Source organism: Halobaculum roseum (assembly GCF_019880245.1).
In the GTDB taxonomy this organism is placed as follows: Archaea; Halobacteriota; Halobacteria; order Halobacteriales; family Haloferacaceae; genus Halobaculum; species Halobaculum roseum.
Genome location: NZ_CP082286.1, coordinates 2689076 through 2708402, shown reverse-complemented (window position 1 = coordinate 2708402; position 19327 = coordinate 2689076). Strand labels below are relative to the sequence as shown.

Below are 19327 nucleotides of genomic sequence, written 5' to 3'. Positions count from 1 at the left end.
GAAGGGGGAACGGTTTTATCGCCGCCGCGGAAGCCGTCTGTATGGACCTCGGCCACCTCGATCACGAGTCGTTCCGCGCGGCCGTCGGGACCGCCCTCGGCTACGGCGCGATCCTCGCCGTCATGACGGCGTTGCTGTTCGGCGTTCCGTACCTCCTGTTCAGTCTGTGAACGTCACCGTTTTGTCGGTCCCGCCGAATTCGATGCCATGGACCGCCAGCAGGTGCTCGCGCTGGTTCTCGTCGGCTTGATGGTGTTCTCGTCGCTCGCGTACGCCGTCTCGTTCATCTGACGCGATCCGACGCGACGCGAGAACTCCGCCCCCCGACTCAATACAGCGGCTCCGGCTCGTCGCCCTCGACGGGGTCGACGCCGAGGGCGTCGGCGATCGACAACAGTTCCGGCTTCGAGAAGCTCCCCGTGTCGGCCTCCTCGGTCGTCTCAGCCAGCCCGACGGCCACCCTGACGGCAGCACGGGTCGACTCGTTCGTCGACCGGTCGCCCGCGGGAACGTCGAGCGCGTCGGCCAGCGCCGCCAGCTCCTCCTTCGTGAACGTCGCGGTCGCCTCGCGCTTGAACCGACCGACGCCGCCCCGGATGCCGTTGCGGATGTCGTGAACGGTGAGCGTCACGGTCGATCGCAGGGAGCGGGGAGTGAAAACGTCGCCGGCGGCGGACGCGACGGCGACGCGACGGGTCGTCGAACGGTCGGCGTGTCGATGCGAGCGCGGGATGACTTAAGATAGTCCCGGGCGGATTCGAACCGCGGTCACTCCGCCTCGCTCCGTTCTCTGCTTCGAATCCGCGGTGCGACTGTTCGTGCTCACTTCGTTCGCACAGAATAGTCCCGGGCGGATTCGAACCGCCGTCGAGGGCTCCAAAGGCCCTCATGATTGGCCAGCTACACCACGGGACTTCAGCTTGCGACCGAGCGTATGTTCTACGAGGGAATTATACTTTCTTCTTAGCTCCGTCGCGGGGGCCTCCTCGAACCAGAGCCAATACACCGTGTCGTTGATCGGGTCGTAAATCGCGAACGCGTCGATATCGTCCGCAGTGTACTGTACGCTCTCGTATTCGGTAGCCCCCTTGTGCACTGAGCCGAGTAGGTTGACTCGAAGCGTCTCGTCTCGGCTGTCCTCGAACCCGCGTTTCACCTGAGTGCGAACGAGGTCACCATCGAGATCGACGACCAGATCATATCGACAGGGGATCTCCGGCCTCGCGACGTTGAATCCTGCCCTGATCAGTCGCGTAGAAACGATCGTTTCAGCCACAGCACCGGCGCGGTTTGCAGAGAGACGTGACTGTGGTTCCATCCCGTGTTCGATACTGCGCTTTGGTATTTAGACTCTGAGAAGGGGTCACGAATCTGACGAGACAACAGCATCCGTGTATCCGAGAGAGTCACACACGCCGAATGTCGAAGCCGTCACAGTCGGGACACTGCTGTCTGTTCGCGTCGAACCCTCGCCCACAGCCGGCACACTCGAAGTCGTGATCGTCGTCGTCCGCCCCCACGAACGACCTGATCCGATCGGTCACCCCGCTACCCATGGACCCGCTCTACCGGAGGCCCCCACTTAATCCCGCCGGGTCGCCGCGGACCGACACGGTCGGACGACGGGGCGGCGGCGACGCGGGTCAGTCGGCCGGGTTCTCCGACTCGACTTCCGCGATGTACTTGCAGGCGTCCGTCTCGGCGTCGAAACAGTCGGGGCACTCCGAGGAGCGGTCGATGATGGTGTCGAGGCGCTCGGCGACGGTGTCGTCGATGACCGCCTCCAGCGAGCGCGCCTCCGCGCGGAACTCCTCGACCTCGAGGACGTTCGCGAGGAACCGCTCGATGATGCAGTAGTTCGACAGCGCCTCGCGGGCCCTGACGATCCCCTCGTCGCTGAGGGAGACGCCCTTGTACTTCTCGTGTTCGGCGAGGCCGCGCTCCTCGAGTTTCCCGATCATCTCGTTGGCGGAGGCGGGACTCACGTCGAGCGCGTCGGCGACCGCGCCCGTCGAGGCGGGGCCGTCCTCCGTCTCCTGCACGAGGTAAATCGCCTTCAGATACTGGTCTGCCGTGTTCATCGTTATCGCCGCTCCATGATCTCCGTTACCTCCTCGACGCCCTCCTCCTCCTCCGCGCGGATCCCCCGGAGCGTGTCGAGCACCCGGTCGCGGTCGACGGAGAACGACGAGTCGCTCCCCTCGATCGCCTCGATGAGGTCGTCGTAGAACTTGTAGGCGGTCTCCTCGTTACACAACTGGTCGTACAACACGCCGTCGAAGTCCTCCGGCTTCGTCTTCCCGTACTGCGCCTCGACCAGCGCCTCGATCTCCTCGTAGGAGACGGACTCGGCGTCGAGCTCGTCGATGAGCCCCTCGAGTCGGTCGCGGTGGTCTGCCGACTCCTCGGCCGCGTGTCGCAGCAACGCCTCGACCTCGTCGTCGAAGTCGCCGTCCATCTCGCGGTGGTGCTGGGTGGAGCGCGCCTCCACGACCTCCTCGAGCACCACGCCGATCTGGAGGAGCCGGGCCAGCTGGTGGTCGGACGTGACCCGCTGTCCCACGCTCACGGGCGACCACCCGTCCGCCCGACGGCGAGGGGTCGGTCGTCGACCTGTTCCACGGTCATCGCTTGGGCGTCGGTGGACGGCGACCGTAAGCCTTCCCCTCCCGTCGGCCTGCTCCCCGTGGACGACGGCGGTGACGACGACAGCGGCGGCGGGGACCGTCGCTGCGGCGGAGACCGCTACGGTGACCGCGGCGCCGACGCCGAACGCTCAAGCCGGCGGGGATCCAACGCCCCCCGATGGCAGGCCCCGGCGACGCGTCACCCGCGAGGACGACCCCCGACAGCGACCGCAGCGACCGGGTCGCGCTCGCGCTCGTCGTGTACGCCGTGTTGCTCGCGCAGACGCTCGTGTACCCCGGCGTCGACCTGCTCACCGCCGAGTTCGGCGGGGCCGGCGTCGCCGGGCCGACGCTGTTTCTCGCCGTCGAGTTCGCCGCCTTCGCGCTGTTCGCCGGGCCGTGGGGGACGCTGTCGGACCGGCTCGGCGAGCGCCGGCGGCTCGTCGCGCTGTCGGCCGGCGGCGGCGCGGCCGGCTACCTCGCGCTCGCGGTCGTCGCCGGCGGCGAACTCCCCTTCCTCGCGGCGCTGGTCCTCCGGGGGCTCCAGGGCGCGATGACGGTCGGCGCGCTCTCGCTCGCGATCTCGGCGCTCGCGGACCGCTCGGGCGGCAACGGGCGAAACATGGGCGTCGCCGGCATCGCGATCGGCCTCGGGACCGCGAGCGGCGCGCCGCTGGGCGGCCAGCTGTTCGAGGTCGGCGCCACCGTCCCGCTGTACGCCGCCGCCGGACTGCTCGGCGTCGCCGCGGCGGGGTCGCTCACGATCCCGGACCGACCGCCGGAGCCGACGGGGTCGGCGGGGGTCGCTTCCGACTCCGGGGCCGACAGCGAGGGCAGCCACGGCGGGCTCGGGGCGCTGCTCGCGGGGGTTCGCGACCGGCGCGAGCTCGCGATCCCGTACGCGTTCGCGTTCGCCGACCGCCTCGTCGCGGGCTTCTTCGCGCTCGTCGGGACGTTGTACTTCCGGGAGGCGTTCGGGCTGGGACCGGGCGCGACGGGCCTGTTGCTGGCGGCGTTCTTCGCGCCGTTCGCGCTGCTGCAGTACCCGTTCGGTCTCCTCTCGGACCGGATCGGCCGGGTGATCCCCGTCGCCGCCGGGTCGGCCGTCTTCGGCCTCGTCGTGATCGCGGTCGGCTTCGCGCCGACGGTTCAGGCGGTCGCCGCGACGATGGTCCTCGTGGGCGTGCTCGGCGCGCTGATGGCGCCGGCGACGCTCGCGCTCGTCGTGGATCTCGCGGGCGACGACGAACGCGGCGCCGCGGTCGCGGGGTTCAACGCCGCCGGCAGCCTCGGCTTCCTCGGTGGGTCGCTCGTCGGCGGCGCCGTCGCCGCCGAGTTCTGCTTCCGGGCCGCGTTCGTCGTCGCCGGCGGCAGCGAGTTCCTCCTCGCGGTGGCGACGCTCCCGGCGCTGGTGCGACTGGGTCGACGGAGCGGGCGGACGGCGGTGTTCAGCGGCGGCGACTGATCCGACGGCGCCGTCGCTGTGAGCTCAGGAACGGACGCCGAAAAAACCGCGGCAGTGAGTTCCGAACGCGGGTGTCGCGAATGCCGCGAACGTCGCGGGCCTCAGTCGAGGCGCGCGACGATCAGGTCGTCGATGTCCTCGCGCAGTTCGTCGACCTCGACCTCCTCGAGGACGGGCACGAAGAAGCCCTCGACGAGCATGTTGCGCGCGGTGTTCTCAGGGATGGACCGGGAGGTCATGTAGAACAGGTCCTCCGCGTCAACCTGCCCGACGGTCGCCGAGTGCGACGCCTCGGTGTCGTGGTTGTGGATGATGAGCTTCGGCGAGGCGTCGGCCTCGGAGTCGTCGCTCAACATCAGCGTGTTCTCGCGCTGGTAGGAGCTGGTGTCCCACGCGTCGCGGCCCACGTCCTGGACGCCCTCGTACACCGAGCGCGCCTCGTCGTCGAGGACGCCGCGCGTGACCAGGTCGGCGGTCGTGTGCTCGCCGTTGTGCCACACGCGGGCGTTGATGTCGAAGTGCTGGTCGTCGTGGCCGAAGAACGCGCCGACGATCTTCGTCTCCGAGGAGTCGCCGTTCAGCTCCGTCTCGATGTCGGAGCGGGTGAGCCGGGAGCCGATGTTCCCCTCGATCCAGTCGATCGTCGCGTACCTGTTCGCGTCGCCGCGCTTCAGCGTGAAGTCGTACACGTCCTCGTCGAGGTTCTGCAGCGAGCCGTACTGGACGTACGCGTTCTCGCCGGTGACGATCTCCACGAGGTTGCTGAAGTAGCGGTCGCCGTCGACCGCGGAGCCGTTCGAGATGCGCTCGAGGATCGTCGCGGACGCGTTGTCCTCGGCGACGACGAGCGTGTGGCTGAACAGCGAGGTGCTGTTCATCTCTGCGCGCACCTTCACGTCCTCGGCGTCGACGCCCTCGGGGACGTAGATGACCGTCCCCGTCGTGAACAGCGCCGTCGACAGCGCGGTGAGGTAGTTCGTCTGCGGGTCGGTGACCGAGCCGAAGTGCTCCTCGACGAGTTCGGGGTGCTCCTCGAGGGCGGTCTCGAAGTCGAGGACCTTCGCGCCCTCCGCCGAGACGCGCTCGGTCTCGTCGCGCTGGTCGAGGGGGTCGACGATCGACTCGTAGTCGAGGTCCTCGAGGTTCGTCCAGCGGCGGCCGGGCGTCTCGATGACGCTCGGCATCTCTAACTCCTCCAACGCGGCCAGCGCGTCCAGGCGCGTCCGGCGGAGCCAGTCCGGTTCGTCGCGCTCCGCGGAGATCTCGTTGACGGTCTCCTCGGAGATGCTTGCGGGTAGCTGTGTGCTCATTGTGTGTGGTGAGTGGGTGGTGACGGAGCGCCGGGGGTTACCCGAGCGAGCCCTCCATCTCCAGTTCGACGAGCCGGTTGAGCTCGACGGCGTACTCGATGGGCAGTTCCTCCGTGATCGGCTCGATGAAGCCCGAGACGATCATCTGCTTGGCGTCGTCGTCGTCGAGGCCGCGCGACTGCAGGTAGAACACGTCCTCGTCGCCGATCTTCCCGACGGTCGCCTCGTGGGCCACGTCCACCGTCGACTCGTTGATCTCCATGTACGGCATGGTGTCGGAGGTGGACTCGTTGTCGAACATCAGCGCGTCACACTCGACGGCCGTCGAGGAGCCCTCGGCGCCGTCGGCGATGTGAACGAGGCCGCGGTAGTTCGTGCGGCCGCCGTCCTTCGAGATGGACTTCGACTCGATGGTCGACTTCGTGTTCGGCGCGTTGTGGTACACCTTCGCGCCGGTGTCGATGTTCTGGCCCTCGCCGGCGAAGGCGATGGTGATGTGGTTGTCGGAGGCGCCGCGGCCCTTGAGGATCGAGGAGGGGTACAGCATCGTCGCCTTCGACCCCATCGACCCGGAGATCCACTCCATCCGGCCGTTCTTCTCGACCAGCGCGCGCTTGGTGTTGAGGTTGTACGTGTTCTTCGACCAGTTCTGCACGGTCGAGTACTGCACGTGGGCGTCCTCGCCGACGAACACCTCGACGCCGCCGGAGTGGAGGTTGATCGCCGAGTACTTCGGCGCGGAACAGCCCTCGATGTAGTGGACCTCCGAGCCCTCCTCGGCGACGATGAGCGTGTGCTCGAACTGGCCCATCCCCTCGGAGTTCATGCGGAAGTACGCCTGCACGGGCATTTCCACCGTTACGTCCTCGGGGACGTACACGAACGAGCCGCCCGACCAGACGGCGCCGTGGAGCGCGGCGAACTTGTTGTCGCTCGGGGGGACGCACGTCGTCATGAAGTGCTCGCGGACGATCTCCTCGTGCTCCTGGACCGCCTGGTCCATGTTGCAGAAGATGACGCCCTTCTCCTCCCAGCGCTCCTGCATGTTCTGGTAGACGACCTCCGACTCGTACTGGGCGCCGACGCCCGAGAGGGCGTTCTTCTCCGCCTCCGGGATGCCCAGCTTGTCGAAGGTGTCCTTGATCTCGTCGGGCAGCTCCGTCCAGTCGTCCACGCCCGCGCGGACGTCCACGTCGGGGCGGATGTACGGGACGATCTCGTCGACGTCGACCTCGCTCAGGTCCGGCTGGCCGGGCCAGTCGGTCGGCATCGGCATCGCCTGGAACTGTTCGAGGGCGCGCAGGCGCCGCTCCAGCATCCACTCGGGCTCGTCCTTGTCCTCGGAGATCGCGTGGATGGTCTCCTCGGTGAGTCCCTTCTCCGCCGCGAACGCCGCCTTCGAGTCCTTCTTGAAGTCGAAGCGCTCCTCGGTGTCGGTCTGCTTCAGATGGTCCTGATCGGAACTCATGTGTTGATCGTGTTTACGGCTGTGTACGCATTAGGCTGTTCAGTAACCATTGTCAGTTACGCCGCCTCGTAGACTTCCTCGCGGACCCAGTCGTACCCCTTGTCCTCGAGTTCCTCGGCGAGCTCGGCGCCGCCGGACTTGGCGATCTTCCCGTCGATCATCACGTGGACGTGGTCGGGTTCGACGTAGTCGAGGATCCGCTGGTAGTGGGTGATCTGGAGGATGCCGGTGTCCTGCTCGTCGCGGAGGGCGTTGATGCCCTTCGAGACGTCCTGCAGGCGGTCGATGTCCAGCCCGGAGTCGATCTCGTCGAGCACGGCGATCGAGGGCTCCAGGATCGCGGCCTGCAGCACCTCGTTCTGCTTCTTCTCGCCGCCGGAGAAGCCGGCGTTGAGGTAGCGCTCGGCGAACTTCTCGTCCATGTCGAGCAGCTCCATCTTCTCCTTCAGGAGCTGCTGGAACTCGGCGACGCCCACGTCGCCGTCGTCGGCGGGACCCTCCATCGGGGAGGTGTCGTACCCCGAGTCGTCCTCGGCGTCGGCCTCCTCCTCGGCGTCCTCGTCCTCGAAGAGCTCCTCGCGCTCGTCGAGCTTGGCGTTGAGCGCCTGCCGGAGGAAGTTCACCATCGTCACGCCCTCGATCTCGGCGGGGTACTGGAACCCGAGGAAGATGCCGAGCGCCGCGCGCTCGTTGGGTTCGAGATCGAGCAGTTCCCAGGTGAGATCCTCCTCGTCGATGTTCGCGTCGATGTCCTCGACGTCTGCCTCCGAGAGGGTGAGGGTCACCGAGCCGCCGGTGACCTCGTAGGCCGGGTGGCCCGCGATGACCTTCGCGGTCGTCGACTTCCCGGAGCCGTTCGGTCCCATCAGGGCGTGGATCTCGCCGTTGTTCACTTCGAGGTCGACGCCCCGGAGGATCTCTTCGCCCGTCTCTGCGACCTCCGCCTGGAGATTTTCGAGTTCGAGTGTTGCCATGTTCGTGAGTACGCCTCTACACGTCGATGGGGTCGTTTCACGCATCAAGGTTTCGCATCAGCCACTATGCGATTCCTTCGCACAGAAATTCGTTTTTCGGATCGGAAAACAGTGTTCGGGGTGGGACAATCGCCCGACTACATGAAGCTGCCGAGGCCGGTCTGTTCTTGCCCGCTCTTGACCTCCTCCCAGGACATCCCGAGCGCCTCGATGATCCGGGCGATCGGTCCCTTCAGCGTCTTGTCCAGCATCTTGTCCCAGTCGACCTCGAACTCCTCGGGGACCTCGTCGGCGTACTCGAAGCAGATCACGTCGGGGTCGCGCTTGAACTCGCCGTACAGGGGGTCGGTCTGCGGGTCGAGCCCGTGCTCGTTCTCCATGCGGGCCCAGAAGTCCGGATGTACCTTCTCCAGGTAGAGGCGTTTTGGCTTCGATCCGCGCTGGAAGTTCGTGCCCAGCATGAGGTTCGCGTACTTCGCCCCGCGGACCTGGGCTGTGTCGGTGTCGTAGCTCTCCAGGCGCTTGCCGATTCCCCCGGGGATCCCCACCTCGTCGAGGTCGGCGTCGCCGTCGAGGAAGCTCTGGGTCTCCGCGTGCAGGTAGTCGGCGATGTCCTCGGTGTCCTCCCCGTGGACGATCATCTCGATGACGCGCTTCTGGACGCGCTTGGTGACGGGCGCGATGTCCGAGCGCTTGTACTCGAACCCGGTGATGTCGATGTCGTCGACGTCCTTGCCCTCCTTCCAGACGATGTGGCCGGCGTAGCGCTTCTTCTTGCCCGCCTGGAAGAACCTCCGGTACAGCTTCTCGAACTCGATCTCGAAGCGGTGCTCCTGGGCGTCGAGTTCCTCGCGCGCGAAGTCGTCGTAGCGGCCGTTGATGTGCTCCTCGATCTCGAAGGACTGCTCGATCGCCTCCTCCGTCGAGATGTCGCTCCCGAGCGCGAGCATGATACTGTCAGTGTCCCCGTACGTCACTTCGTGATCGATTTCACGAGCCGCCTCCTCGGTGAACTCGATCACGCGGCGCCCCATCGCCGTGATCGCGGCGGCGTTGTCCTTGTCGTAGAGGCGGAACCGATCCCAGCCCGACACCCCGTAGAGGCTGTTCATGATGACCTTCACCGACGCCTGCTGGCGGTCGTACTGCTCGTAGGCGTCGGAGCCGGGTTCGTGCTCGTCGCGCTCGCCCTTCAGGCGCTCGCGCTCGGTGAGCAGCTCGTCGACCATCTCGCGCATCATCCCGTCGGGCTCCTTGCGGAACCGGGTGCCGTTGGGCGCGCGGTACGTCTCCCCGTCGAAGGCGTCGGGATCGTCGACGATGGTCTCGGGGCTGGCGTTGATCGTCACCATGCACATCGGGTACAGCGACTTGAGGTCGAGCACCGACACCATCTCCTCGACGCCGGAGATCGGCTCGAAGACGGCGCCGCCCTCGAAGTCCTCGCCCTCCTGTTGGCCCTTCGTCGGCAGGACGAAGTCGCCGAAGGCGTTGTGCAGGACGTACATGTCGACCGCGTCGCCGGGCGTCGGGGCGTCCTCCAGTTGGCAGCCGACGAACTTGCGCGCGTCGTCCCAGAAGGCGACGATCTTCTGCTTGCGGTCGATCTCGACGCACAGCTCCACGTCGCGGACGTTGTACTCCAGCAGGCGCTCGGGCTCCTGCTCCCACAGGTCGCCGATGTCGCCCGTGTAGCGCTCCTTGCCCACGTCGAGTTCGAGTTCGCCGACCGCGTCGAGCCGGTACGACTCCAGCTCGGAGAACTGGGTGCGCTGGTAGGCGTACAGCAGGTCGAAGACGACGCGGCCCTTCACGTCCGGACCGCCCCAGCCCGAGCGCCACGTCTCGTTCACGCGCGAGAGGCGGTCCGGCGAGAGGTCGTGGTCGCTCCGCGGGTCGAGTTCCTCACAGCGGTCCATGAAGTACGGCGCGTCGAAGTCCTCGAAGTTCCACCCCGTGAGCACGTCCGGGTCGGTCTCCTCGACGTACGAGATGAACGCGTCGAGCATCGCGTCCTCCTCGGCGAACGTGCGCACCTCGATGTCGCTGTCGCGGTCGCCGATCTGCTCGTAGTCGTCGAGGACCGCGGGCGCGTCGACCCCGCCGACAGGCGCGTCGTACAGCCACGCGATGTACTCGTCCTCGTAGGAGTCGTGGGAGGTGAGACAGACGATCGGCTCCTCGCCGTCCTCCGGGAAGCCGTTGCGGTCGTCGACCTCGATGTCGAAGGTGTTCACGCGGATGTCCGCGTCAACGTCGCACGGCTCGACGTGATCGGGCGTTACCTGCAGCCGACCCCGGTTCTCGCCGTCGCGCGCGTCGAGCCGCCGCTCCTCGACGCGCAGTCCCGAGGTGACGCCGTGGTCGATGAGGAACCGGTTCGGGAACAGGATGTCCGCCTCGTAGGTGCGCTCGAAGTCGTCGCGGATCTGGCCCACGTCGCGGGGCGTGCGGGCGACGACCTTCGTCACCGGTTCCCCCCGGATCGACTCGAAGCGCTCGCCGTCGGGTCCCTCCTCGCGGGTGTCGAGGATCACGTCGTACTCCTCGACGAGCTCCCGGCCCTCGATGTCGACCGTCGGGACGTAGAAGTACGGCTCGGTCCCGAGCACGCGGACGTGCTCGGGCTCGTTGTCGGCGGTGCGGCCGAACACGTGGACGACCGGGTACTCCTCGGCGCCGGTCCCCTCGACGGTGTAGTCGACGGCGGTGACCATGAACTCGACCGTCCCCGTAGAATCCGGCACGACGATGTCCTCGCGGTCGACGACCGCGCTCACTCGCCCCTGTCCCGCGCCGGCGACGTGCGCCGCCTCCGCGGCGGGACGGTCGCCGCTCCCGTCGTCGGCGTCCCCGCCGCCGGCGAACTGGTCGAGGCCCGCCTGCGAATCGCTCATTGACGGCTCTTTGCCGTTCGCCGGTAAAAACCTCCCTTTCGTGCACGGGTCCTCGCCGTCGAACGGCCGGCGTCGGCGGGATCGGCCGAATACGTCGACCGTTCGACGCGGTAGTCCCGCCGTACTCGGTCGCCGGTAACATCCCCGATCTCGTGTTCGATCCACCCGCCGGGGCGGCGATGGCGAGGAACACCGCCACGGAAAGGCATTTACCGTGCCATTACATACCACGGTTCGGAGATGACCCACGCATCCGACACCCCGTTGGAGCGCTCGGGCGCGAGCCCGGACGAGGCCGTCGAGACGGTCGAGGCGTACGAGGACGACGGGCGAACGGTGCTGTACGACGCGGAGAACCCGCTCGCGTGGGTGGAGGCGAGCGAGTCGGTCACGCTCGCGGACGCGGCGTAACGCCGTCGAAACCCCCTCCGAGACACCCGTGAACCGCACGGTCTGACAACCCTTTTCACCGGCGATCGCCAATCGAGCGACGTGCTCGGCGAGGACGACGAGGACGGGGAGCTGTTCGACCTCGAACGGCAGGCCGGCGACGCCGAGGAGCACGGCCCCCGCGTCGACATCCCCTCCGTCGACGACCCGTCCGACTCGCTGCCGGACCCGTCGACGGTCGATCCCGCCATCCAGCGAGCGTTCGTCACGGCCGTCGTGTACGCCAACGTCGCGCTTCTCGGCGTCTCGCTGGGACTGATGCTCGTCGGCTTCCGCGGCGACTGGCGACTGGGCGGCGCGTCGATCGCGATCGGCGTGCTCGCCGGCGTCCGCCTCTATCAGACGGTTCGCTCGTTCAAGCAGCGTGACACGGACGAGGACGCTGACGCGGGCACCGACGGGGACGCTCCCGCGGGGACGGACGGGGATGCCACCGCCGCCGCCGACGCCGCCTCCGATATCGACGACGCCACCGGCGGCGACGATGGCGTCGCCGACGCGTCGACGGCCGCGACTCCCGGTTCCGAGGACCGCTGACCGCCGACACCGACACGACTTTTCGCACGCGACCGCTTTCACCGCCCATGCAGTCGGTTCGGGACGCGGACGGAACGCGGTATCTGCTCGTCAAGCGGTCGGCGGAGTCGAGTCTCGTGCGCGACCCGGCGACCGGCGAGGAGCGCTACGTCCCGAACGACGACCTCGAGCCCGACGGCGAGTCGCCGCTGTCGGCGGCCGCCGACGGCTTACCGCCCGAACTTCGCCGGGCGGTGCTGGCGTGTCGCGACGAGCGCGCGCTCGGGCTGCTCGTGGAGTTCGCTGACCGGGGAGCGCTGTCGGTACGAACGCTGTTGGACGCCTACGACCTGTGTGAATCCGACCTCCACGGGCTGCTCGCGGAGTTTCGCGCCGCGGGGCTGCTCGCGGAGACCACCGTCGCCGGCGAGCGCGGCTACGAGCCCACGGAGGCGGCGCTGCGGGTCGTCGAACGGTTCCGCGACTGACCGGCGCCGGCTTCCCGCCTCCGGAGATCCAGCCTCTCAGTCGTCGGCGTGCTCGGCGTCGCCCGGCGGAAGCTCGACCGCCGACAGCGACGGATCGGCCAGCCGCTCGACCGTCGAGCGGTTCGACGTGGGGTTCTTCTCGACGCGCACGAGTTCGTCGGCGGCGCCGACGAGCTCGTCGTCGTGGCTGACGATCAGGATCTGCCTGACACCGAAGCCGCGCATCTCGTCGATCAGGTCCGCCAGCCGCGAGACGTGCCCCGAGTCGAGGAACACCGTCGGCTCGTCGAGGATGAGCGGCGGCGTCGGCGCCGCGCCCTCGATGCCCTCGGCGAGTAACCGGTAGATCGCACAGCGCAGCGAGAGGTTGAACAGCGCGCGCTCCCCGCCCGAGAGCTGCTCGGGGTCCAGCGGCTCGCCGTCCTTCTGGTAGACGGTGAGCTCGTACTCGCCGTCCAGCTCGATGTGCGAGTAGGCGTCGTTGCCGTACACCAGCTCGAACGTCTCGTTCAGCATCCGTTCGAGGCTCTCGACGTTCGCCCTGCGAAGCTCCGCCCGGAGGTCGCCGTACATCGTCTCCAGCTCCTCGGTCTCGTCGTGGAGCGCGTCCAACTCGGCGACCCGCTCGGCCAGCTCGTCGCGTCGCTCGCGCAGCGCCTCCAGCTCGTCGAGTTCGTTCTCGACGGCGCCGATCCGGCTCGTGAGGTCGTCGCGTCGCTCGCGCAGGTCCGCCAGCGCGTCGTCAACGTTCTCGATGTACTCCTCGGCGTTCTCGAGGCGCTCCTTGGCCGACTCCACGCGCTCGTCGTCGAACGCGTCGCGGAGGTCGTCGCGCCGGTCGCGCTTCGTCGCGAGGAACTCCCGGCGCTCGTCGTTGCGGTCGGCGATGTCCGCGCGCTTCTCGGTTAACCGCTCGATCTCGGACTCGGCGTCCGCGACCTCCTCGCGCGCCGCCTCGACGGCGTCGATCCGGTCGCGGGCGGTCTCGACCGCCTCGAGGTCCGCCTTGAGGTCCTCCACGTCCGCTCGCGCCTCCTCGGCCTCCTCGGCCTTCCGTTCGCTGACCTCGCGCTTCTCCTCGGCCTGCGACTCCAGATCGTCGGCGTCCTCGCGCAGCTCGGCGGCGCGCTCGCGCGCCTGCTCGATCTCCGCCTCCTTCTCGGCGATGCCGTCCTCGATCAGCTCGCGTGTGTCCGCGATCTGCCCGAGCCGGTTCTCCGCCTCGACGAGCTCCTCGGCCCGGTCGAGCGCCTCCTCCAGGTCCGTCTCGCGCTCGGTCAGGTCGTCGAGTTCCGCCTCCAGCTCGTCGACGCGTTCGCGCTCGTCGTCGAGGCCGTCGACGTGCGGCGAGCCGTCGACCGGCTGGCCGCACTCGGGACACTTCCCCTCCTCCAACAGCCGCTCGGCCTCCTCGACGCTCGACCGCGCGGCGCTCGCCTCGTTGCTCGTCTCCCGGATCTCCGCGCGCACCGCCTCGAGGTCCTCGCGGATCGACTCGCGGTGGGCGGACGCCCCGCTAACCGAGACGGGCACGTTATCGAACTTCGCCCGGAGCTGCTCGCGTTCGGTCTCCAGCTCCGCGAGCGACTCCTCGCGCTCGGCGAGCGTCTCCGCGGCCGCCTCCGCCTCCTCGTCGAGTTCCGCCGCACGATCGCGCTTCTCGTCGGCGCGCTCGGCGGCTTCCGCGGCCTTCTCCGCGAGGTTCTCCGACTGGTTCGTGAGGGCGTTCACCCGCGAGCGCGTCTCGCGAAGCTCCTCGCGGAGGTCGTCCTCGCGGTCGTCGAGTTCCTCGCGGCGCGCGTCGAGCGTCTCGGGTTCCGCGTCGTCGACATCGACGGCCGAGAGCCGCTCCTTCAGGGTCGCCTCGCTCTCCTCGACGCGGTCGCGGAGGTCGGCGACCCGGTCGCCGAGCCGTTCGCGCTCCGCCTCGTCCTCGCGGATCGTCGCCTCCAGGTCATCGATCTCCGACTCCAGCTCCGACAGCTCCTCGCGACGCTCCTCGTACTCGTCGAGGACCTCCCGAGCCCCGTCGCGGGTGGACGCCGCCTTCTCGCGCTGCTGCTCGTAGTTCTCGATCTTCTCGTCCACGTCCGCGAGCGTCGACTCCAGCGAGTTGAGCCGTCCGTGCAGGTCGCGGTCCTCCTTCTCGGCCACCTGCTCCTCGACGCTCTCGAGCGCGCCCCGCGTCGTCGAGCGTACGTCCTCGACGCCGAGGCGCGCGTCGCCGGCGCGCTCGCGGTACTCCTCCAGCGTGCCCAGCTGGAGGAGGTCGTCGATCATGTCCTGGCGCTCGGTCGGCGTGGCGTTGATGAGCTTGTTCACCTCGCCCTGCCGGACGTACGCGCAGTTGACGAACGCCTCCGCGTCCATGCGCAGCAGGTCGGCGACGAACGACCGTACGTCGGTCGCACCGTCGCGGTGGACCGTCTCGTCTTCGGATTCGAGCGTGCAGGTGGTCGTCTGGATCTGCTCGCCGTAGCGCTTCAGCTCCCGGCGCACGTGGTACGACCGGCCGTCGTGAGTGAACCACAGCTCCACCTCGCACTCCTCTGCGCCGTTGGTAACCACGTCCTCCAAGGTACCGTCGAGCGCCTTCGAGCCGTACAGCGCGAAGAAGCACGCCTCGAGCAGCGACGACTTCCCGCTGCCGTTGAGCCCGTGGATGACCGTCACGCCGTCCGAGAGGCGGAGGTCGGTGTCGGCGTAGGGCTTGAAGTTCCGCAGCCGCAGGCGGTCGAACCTCACCGTGAATCACCCAACGTGAGCTGCCCGTCGCCGTCCGGGTCGGCCGACGGGGATCCCTCCTCCGGGGTATCGCCGTCCCCGCCGGGCGCCTCGTCCACGGCCGCGCCGTCGTCCACGGAACCGGCCGCGTCGTCGCCGTCCAGTCGGTTCTCGATCCGCCGTTTCGCCTCCTCACGGACGTTCGAGTCGGGGAGGTCGCCGCGGACCACGTCGTCTACCTCGCGGGCGCCCTCCGACAGGTCGAGCTCGCCGATGCGCTCGCGAACCGCCTCGTCCGGGTCGGCGAAATTCACCGACAGCTCCGTCTCCGCCTCGACCTCGCGACGGTCGGTGACGCGGGCGATGAGCGCGCCGCGCTCGGCGGCGAACTCCTCGACGGCCGCGGGCGCGATCGGCTCGCCGTCGCCGGTGACCCGGACGATGACGACCGCGTCCGCGACATCGCGCTCGCGGACGCGGTCGCGGACGCGGTCAAGCCCCTCGCCGTCACCGAGTTCCACGTCGACGAAAACGAACGGGCGCGTCTCCAGCGCGCGACGGCGGATGTCGACCGCGTCGTCGCCGGCCTCGGCGTCGGCGCCGAGGCGGACGAGGTTGTAGCCGCGGGGGTCGCGCTCGCTGGCGGACGCGCGCTCGGTCGACCCGCAGTAGGTCACCCACGTGCCCGACACCTGCGCGGTGTCGGGCGTGTGGTTGTCCCCCAACAGCATCGCGTCGAAGTCGACGGTCGACTGCTCCAGCAGCTCCTCGGTGTCCCAGTCGGCGTACGCGAACGGCTCGAACAGGCCGTGGCTCACCAGAGCGGCGGCGTCGGCGTCGTGGGGCGCGAACTCGTAGTCGAGCTCGTCGCGCCTGCTCTCCGGGACGTGATCGAGCCCGTAGAACGCCGTGTCGCCGATCACGGTGGGCTCGTCGTCCAGCCGGGTCGCCAGCCCCATCGACTCGAACAGGTCGAGCCACTGCCCGCCGCGCGTGGACTCGTGGTTGCCGACGACCGCGAGGAACGGGATGTCGGCGTCGTCCAGCGTCCGGAGGGCCGAGAGCACGCCGAGCAGGTCGGGGAGGTCGGGCCGGCGGTCGTGGAACAGGTCGCCGGCGTGGATCACCGCGGCCACGTCATCGTCGACCGCGTCGGCGACGACCCGCTCGAAGGCGTCGAGGAAGTCCGCTCGCCGCTCGGGCGAGTGGTACTGGCGGTACCCGATGTGGGTGTCGCCGGTGTGGATAACCCGCGTCATCAGTTGTCGGCGGGTTGTTCCGCCGTCGGGATATGCCTATCGCGACCGGAGTGAAAGTGGTCCGCTGCGTCCGCGGAAGTCGCCCGACCTCCGGGAACCGCGTCCCGGTACGCCGCCCGGTAGCGTTCGATCGTCTCGGTGACCGCACGGGCCCGGCGAACCAGTGCCGGGTCGGCGGCCGCCTCCCCGACCGTCGCCGTCCGGCGGAACCCGTCGTCGCCCGCGAACGCCGCAGCGGCCTCGACGGTCGCCAGCGCCCGCTCGGCCTCGCTGACGAGGTCGCGCTGTTCGGCGGTCGCCTCCCCGGTCGCGCTGTCGCCGCGGGCGTCCCCAGTGTGCTCTGGCGGGTCCACCGCCAGCGCTCGAAGCGTCTCGCGGACGTACTCGGCGGCGGTCGACTGTCCGGCCATCGCCGGGACTGGTCCCGGCATCGTACATCAACCCTCGCCGGCGTGCGCCGTCGCGGCGGAAGGCAAGACACACGTACCGGGACGCGAACCCGCGGGTATGCGGATCGGCGTCGGCTCCGGCAACCCGGTGAAACGCGAGGCGACAGAACGGGCGGTAGCGGGCGCGGGCGGCCCGGGCGGGAACGGAGACGGGTTCGACGGCGACGCGGACGGCCTCGGCGACGACACGGTCGTCGAGGCATGTCCGGTTCCCTCGGGCGTCTCCGAGCAGCCGGTCGGCCACGTCGAGACCCGGACGGGCGCGGTTAACCGGGCGAACGCGGTGCTCGATGAGAACGGGGAGACGTACGACCTCGGCGTCGGGATCGAGGGCGGCGTCGCGGAGTACGCGGGGAGCGACGGGCTCTTTCTCGTGATGTGGGCGGCCGTCGCCGACGGCGAGCGCGTCGGTGTCGGTACCGGCCCGAGCCTCGCGCTGCCGGGGTCCATCGCGGCGCGCGTCCGGGACGGCGAGGAGCTCGGGCCGGTGATGGACGACGTACTGGGGGAGTCGGACGTTGCGAGAAACCAGGGCGCCGCGGGCGCGCTCACCGGCGGCCGCGTCGACCGGACCGACGCCCTCCGGACCGCCGTGGCGGGCGCGCTCGGCCCGTTCGTGACGGATCTGTACTGAGCACCCCTCGAAGAGTTCCGCCCTGAAGGCTCAATCGTCGTCGCTCGGGTACTCGCTCCCCTCGCGCTCGGCCTCCTCGTCCAGCTCGGCCGTCTCGTCGACGGCGTCGGTGAGCGAGACGTTGAACCCGATCATCGAGGCGACGCCGCCGGCGACCGTGACGGCGTTCTTCACCGCGTGGTCCAGCACCGCCGCCGCGAACGCGACGGCCGCGGGGACGCCGCCGAGCCCGACCACGAGCGCGGTGAAGGCGGCCTCGTACAGCCCGATGCCGCCGGGCGACAGCGGCAGCACCTTCGCGAGGTTGCCGACGGAGACGGCGAAGAAGCCGACGACGACCAGCTGGGTGACCGTCATGGCGTCGATGGCGGCGGGGAACGCCGCCAGCACGAGCAGCGCCGTCACCACGTCGAGCGTCCACACGACCACGGAGACGCCGCCGACGCGGGCGAACGAGGCGCGCGTTCCGGCCACCGTCTGGACGCCGGCGGCGAACTCCTCGATCACGCCGGCGACGTAGTCGACGTACGAGTCCGAGGAGAAGCGGGAGACCACGTCACGGACGTAGTTGCGGTCGCTACGGGCGGTCGCGACGATGACGAAAAGGCTGGCGACCGCGACGACGCCGATGCCGGCGGCGACCTGGATCGCCCGCGAGACGGCCGCCGGCGGGACGCCCGGGACGTTCGCCGACACCGCCGCGGCGACCACGCTCGTCCCGTCGGTGACGAGCAGCCCCGCGAGCACCGCGCCGGCCATCGCGGTGATGGTGAGCAGGTCGAACACGCGCTCGGCCGCCAGCGAGGCGAAGCCCGTCGGGTACGGGATCCCGCGGCGCGCCTTCACGACGTACGCGCGAACCGCGTCGCCGGCGCGAGCCGGGAACACGAGGTTGCCGGTCTGGCTGATGAACACCGCCCCGGTGAGGAACCCGAGCTTCTCTCGGTAGCCCAGTTCCGTGAGGATGTCGCGGTACCGCAGCCCCCGCAGCGGCCACGAGAGGAGGTACACGAGCGTCGCGGCGGCGACCGGGACCGGGTCGGCGCCCTCGAACGCCGAAAGGACCGCCGACGGGTCGAGATACACCGTCATCAGCGCCAGCGCGGCGACCGTGAGGACGATGCCGGCGGCGACCGTCCGGGTGCGGGTGATCCGCGGCGACACGGACAGCTGCCACCACAGCCGAACGATCTGGCTCCCCATGCCGAACACGTCGCGAACGAGGTCGACCTTCGAGTCGCCCTGCGGCTCCCACTCGACGGGGAACTCCGCGACCCGGAGCCCCCTGCGCTGGGCGCGCACCAGAAGCTCCGTGTCCCAGAACCAGTGGTCGTCCTCGACGGCCTCGTGGAGCTCCTCGAACGCCTCCCGCGAGAGCGCCTTGAAGCCGCACTGGTGGTCGCGCAGCCGGGACCGGAGGACGGTCCGAACGATGACGTTGAACCCGCGCGAGGGGACGCCGCGCTTGGCCGGGCGGTCCGCCTCGTCGCCGGGGATCCACCGCGACCCCGTCGCCACGTCGTAGCCCTCGCGGTCGATCTTCGCCACCAGCTCCTCCAGGTGGCCCATGTCCGTCGCGAGGTCCGTGTCGAAGTACACGAGCGTGTCGCCGGCCGCGCGCTCGAACGCGAACTCCAGGGCGCCGCCGCGACCCAGCCGCCGGTCGCTGTGGAAGTGGAGCACCCGGTCGTCCTCGCGGGCGAGCCGGTCGGCGATTTCGGGCGTGTCGTCGTCGCAGCCGTCCTCGGCGACGATCACCTCGAAGGCGTCGTTCGGGAGGAATTCCTCCAGCGTCCCGACGGTCGTCCGGACGGTCCCCTCGATGGTCGCCGCCTCGTTGAACGCGGGGAGCACGACGCTGACGCGGATCCCGTCGGTAGCGGCGTCGCCGGCGGCGGTGCCGATGCCGGCGCCGTCCACGCCGTCGGGGGCGGTATCTGGGCACCCGTCCGGACTACTCATTACCCTCTCGGTGGCCGTCGACCGGGTAAGAACCTTCTGTCATTCCGGCGGGGCGCGACCGTGTTAGGCGACCGTACCGACGCGGCCAGTCCGGAGCGTCTATC

General features: G+C 69.1%; 19 protein-coding genes and 1 tRNA gene. 6 read left to right on the top strand and 14 right to left on the bottom strand.

Annotated elements, in window-relative coordinates; translation table 11 throughout:
- The first annotated feature begins 41 nt into the window (after nucleotides 1-41).
- On the top strand, nucleotides 42-170 hold the full coding sequence (locus K6T36_RS19085) for a hypothetical protein (protein ID WP_264083993.1): 129 nt from the start codon (nucleotides 42-44) through the stop codon (nucleotides 168-170).
- A gap of 158 nt (nucleotides 171-328) precedes the next feature.
- On the opposite strand, the gene K6T36_RS13785 is transcribed toward K6T36_RS19085, so the two are convergent.
- The 6 genes from K6T36_RS13785 to K6T36_RS13760 form a co-directional block, all read right to left on the bottom strand.
- Complete coding sequence (locus tag K6T36_RS13785; RefSeq protein ID WP_222921780.1) at nucleotides 329-631, bottom strand: hypothetical protein; 303 nt, start codon at nucleotides 629-631, stop codon at nucleotides 329-331.
- A gap of 210 nt (nucleotides 632-841) precedes the next feature.
- Nucleotides 842-915, bottom strand: a tRNA-Gln gene (locus tag K6T36_RS13780).
- Nucleotides 887-1318 (bottom strand): group I intron-associated PD-(D/E)XK endonuclease, encoded by a 432-nt coding sequence (locus K6T36_RS13775; protein WP_225935133.1) that lies wholly within the window; start codon nucleotides 1316-1318, stop codon nucleotides 887-889. Before K6T36_RS13775 ends, K6T36_RS13780 begins: the two co-directional genes overlap by 29 nt.
- A gap of 88 nt (nucleotides 1319-1406) precedes the next feature.
- Nucleotides 1407-1556, bottom strand: a complete 150-nt coding sequence (locus tag K6T36_RS13770; protein ID WP_222921778.1) for an FmdB family zinc ribbon protein — start codon at nucleotides 1554-1556, stop codon at nucleotides 1407-1409.
- A gap of 87 nt (nucleotides 1557-1643) precedes the next feature.
- On the bottom strand, nucleotides 1644-2081 hold the full coding sequence (locus tag K6T36_RS13765; RefSeq protein WP_222607153.1) for a metal-dependent transcriptional regulator: 438 nt from the start codon (nucleotides 2079-2081) through the stop codon (nucleotides 1644-1646).
- Between the two features lie 2 nt (nucleotides 2082-2083).
- Nucleotides 2084-2569 carry a ferritin-like domain-containing protein gene (locus tag K6T36_RS13760; RefSeq protein WP_222607152.1) on the bottom strand — a complete coding sequence of 162 codons (486 nt, stop codon included), beginning with the start codon at nucleotides 2567-2569 and terminating at the stop codon, nucleotides 2084-2086.
- Between the two features lie 236 nt (nucleotides 2570-2805).
- On the opposite strand from K6T36_RS13760, the gene K6T36_RS13755 reads away from it, so the two are divergent.
- Complete coding sequence (locus K6T36_RS13755; protein WP_222921777.1) at nucleotides 2806-4092, top strand: MFS transporter; 1287 nt, start codon at nucleotides 2806-2808, stop codon at nucleotides 4090-4092.
- Nucleotides 4093-4193: 101 nt separating this feature from the next.
- Here K6T36_RS13755 and sufD read toward each other — a convergent pair whose 3' ends face one another.
- The 4 genes from sufD to K6T36_RS13735 all read right to left on the bottom strand — a co-directional run bounded on the left by sufD (nucleotide 4194) and on the right by K6T36_RS13735 (nucleotide 10741).
- A complete protein-coding gene (sufD, locus tag K6T36_RS13750) occupies nucleotides 4194-5402 on the bottom strand; it encodes a Fe-S cluster assembly protein SufD (protein WP_222921776.1) in 1209 nt (402 codons plus the stop codon).
- A 37-nt stretch (nucleotides 5403-5439) separates the two neighbouring features.
- Entirely contained in the window at nucleotides 5440-6870 is a 1431-nt protein-coding gene (gene sufB, locus K6T36_RS13745; RefSeq protein ID WP_222921775.1) for a Fe-S cluster assembly protein SufB, read from the bottom strand.
- Between the two features lie 56 nt (nucleotides 6871-6926).
- A complete protein-coding gene (locus tag K6T36_RS13740) occupies nucleotides 6927-7844 on the bottom strand; it encodes an ABC transporter ATP-binding protein (protein ID WP_222921774.1) in 918 nt (305 codons plus the stop codon).
- 137 nt (nucleotides 7845-7981) lie between these two features.
- Entirely contained in the window at nucleotides 7982-10741 is a 2760-nt protein-coding gene (locus K6T36_RS13735) for a DNA-directed DNA polymerase (protein WP_222921773.1), read from the bottom strand.
- 240 nt (nucleotides 10742-10981) lie between these two features.
- Here K6T36_RS13735 and K6T36_RS13730 point away from each other — a divergent pair, with 240 nt between their 5' ends.
- From K6T36_RS13730 to K6T36_RS13720, 3 genes are all read left to right on the top strand, one after another.
- Nucleotides 10982-11152 carry a DUF7331 family protein gene (locus tag K6T36_RS13730; RefSeq protein ID WP_222921772.1) on the top strand — a complete coding sequence of 57 codons (171 nt, stop codon included), beginning with the start codon at nucleotides 10982-10984 and terminating at the stop codon, nucleotides 11150-11152.
- Between the two features lie 81 nt (nucleotides 11153-11233).
- Nucleotides 11234-11728 carry a DUF7322 domain-containing protein gene (locus K6T36_RS13725; RefSeq protein ID WP_222921771.1) on the top strand — a complete coding sequence of 165 codons (495 nt, stop codon included), beginning with the start codon at nucleotides 11234-11236 and terminating at the stop codon, nucleotides 11726-11728.
- 47 nt (nucleotides 11729-11775) lie between these two features.
- Entirely contained in the window at nucleotides 11776-12195 is a 420-nt protein-coding gene (locus K6T36_RS13720; RefSeq protein ID WP_222921770.1) for a DUF7346 family protein, read from the top strand.
- Between the two features lie 36 nt (nucleotides 12196-12231).
- Here the strand turns inward: K6T36_RS13720 and rad50 are convergent, their stop codons facing one another.
- Genes rad50 through K6T36_RS13705 form a run of 3 tightly spaced genes read right to left on the bottom strand, consistent with a single transcriptional unit; the run spans nucleotide 12232 to nucleotide 16609 of the window.
- Nucleotides 12232-14940, bottom strand: coding sequence for a DNA double-strand break repair ATPase Rad50 (gene rad50 / locus K6T36_RS13715; protein ID WP_222921769.1), 2709 nt, complete (start codon nucleotides 14938-14940; stop codon nucleotides 12232-12234).
- Nucleotides 14937-16178 (bottom strand): DNA double-strand break repair protein Mre11, encoded by a 1242-nt coding sequence (mre11, locus tag K6T36_RS13710; RefSeq protein WP_222921768.1) that lies wholly within the window; start codon nucleotides 16176-16178, stop codon nucleotides 14937-14939. The genes rad50 and mre11 overlap by 4 nt, the downstream gene beginning before the upstream one ends.
- Nucleotides 16178-16609 (bottom strand): DUF7966 family protein, encoded by a 432-nt coding sequence (locus K6T36_RS13705; RefSeq protein WP_222921767.1) that lies wholly within the window; start codon nucleotides 16607-16609, stop codon nucleotides 16178-16180. The genes mre11 and K6T36_RS13705 overlap by 1 nt, the downstream gene beginning before the upstream one ends.
- A 76-nt stretch (nucleotides 16610-16685) precedes the next feature.
- Here K6T36_RS13705 and K6T36_RS13700 point away from each other — a divergent pair, with 76 nt between their 5' ends.
- Nucleotides 16686-17261, top strand: a complete 576-nt coding sequence (locus tag K6T36_RS13700) for a DUF84 family protein (protein ID WP_222921766.1) — start codon at nucleotides 16686-16688, stop codon at nucleotides 17259-17261.
- A gap of 30 nt (nucleotides 17262-17291) precedes the next feature.
- Here the strand turns inward: K6T36_RS13700 and K6T36_RS13695 are convergent, their stop codons facing one another.
- On the bottom strand, nucleotides 17292-19223 hold the full coding sequence (locus K6T36_RS13695; RefSeq protein ID WP_222921765.1) for a flippase-like domain-containing protein: 1932 nt from the start codon (nucleotides 19221-19223) through the stop codon (nucleotides 17292-17294).
- Nucleotides 19224-19327 lie beyond the last annotated feature (104 nt).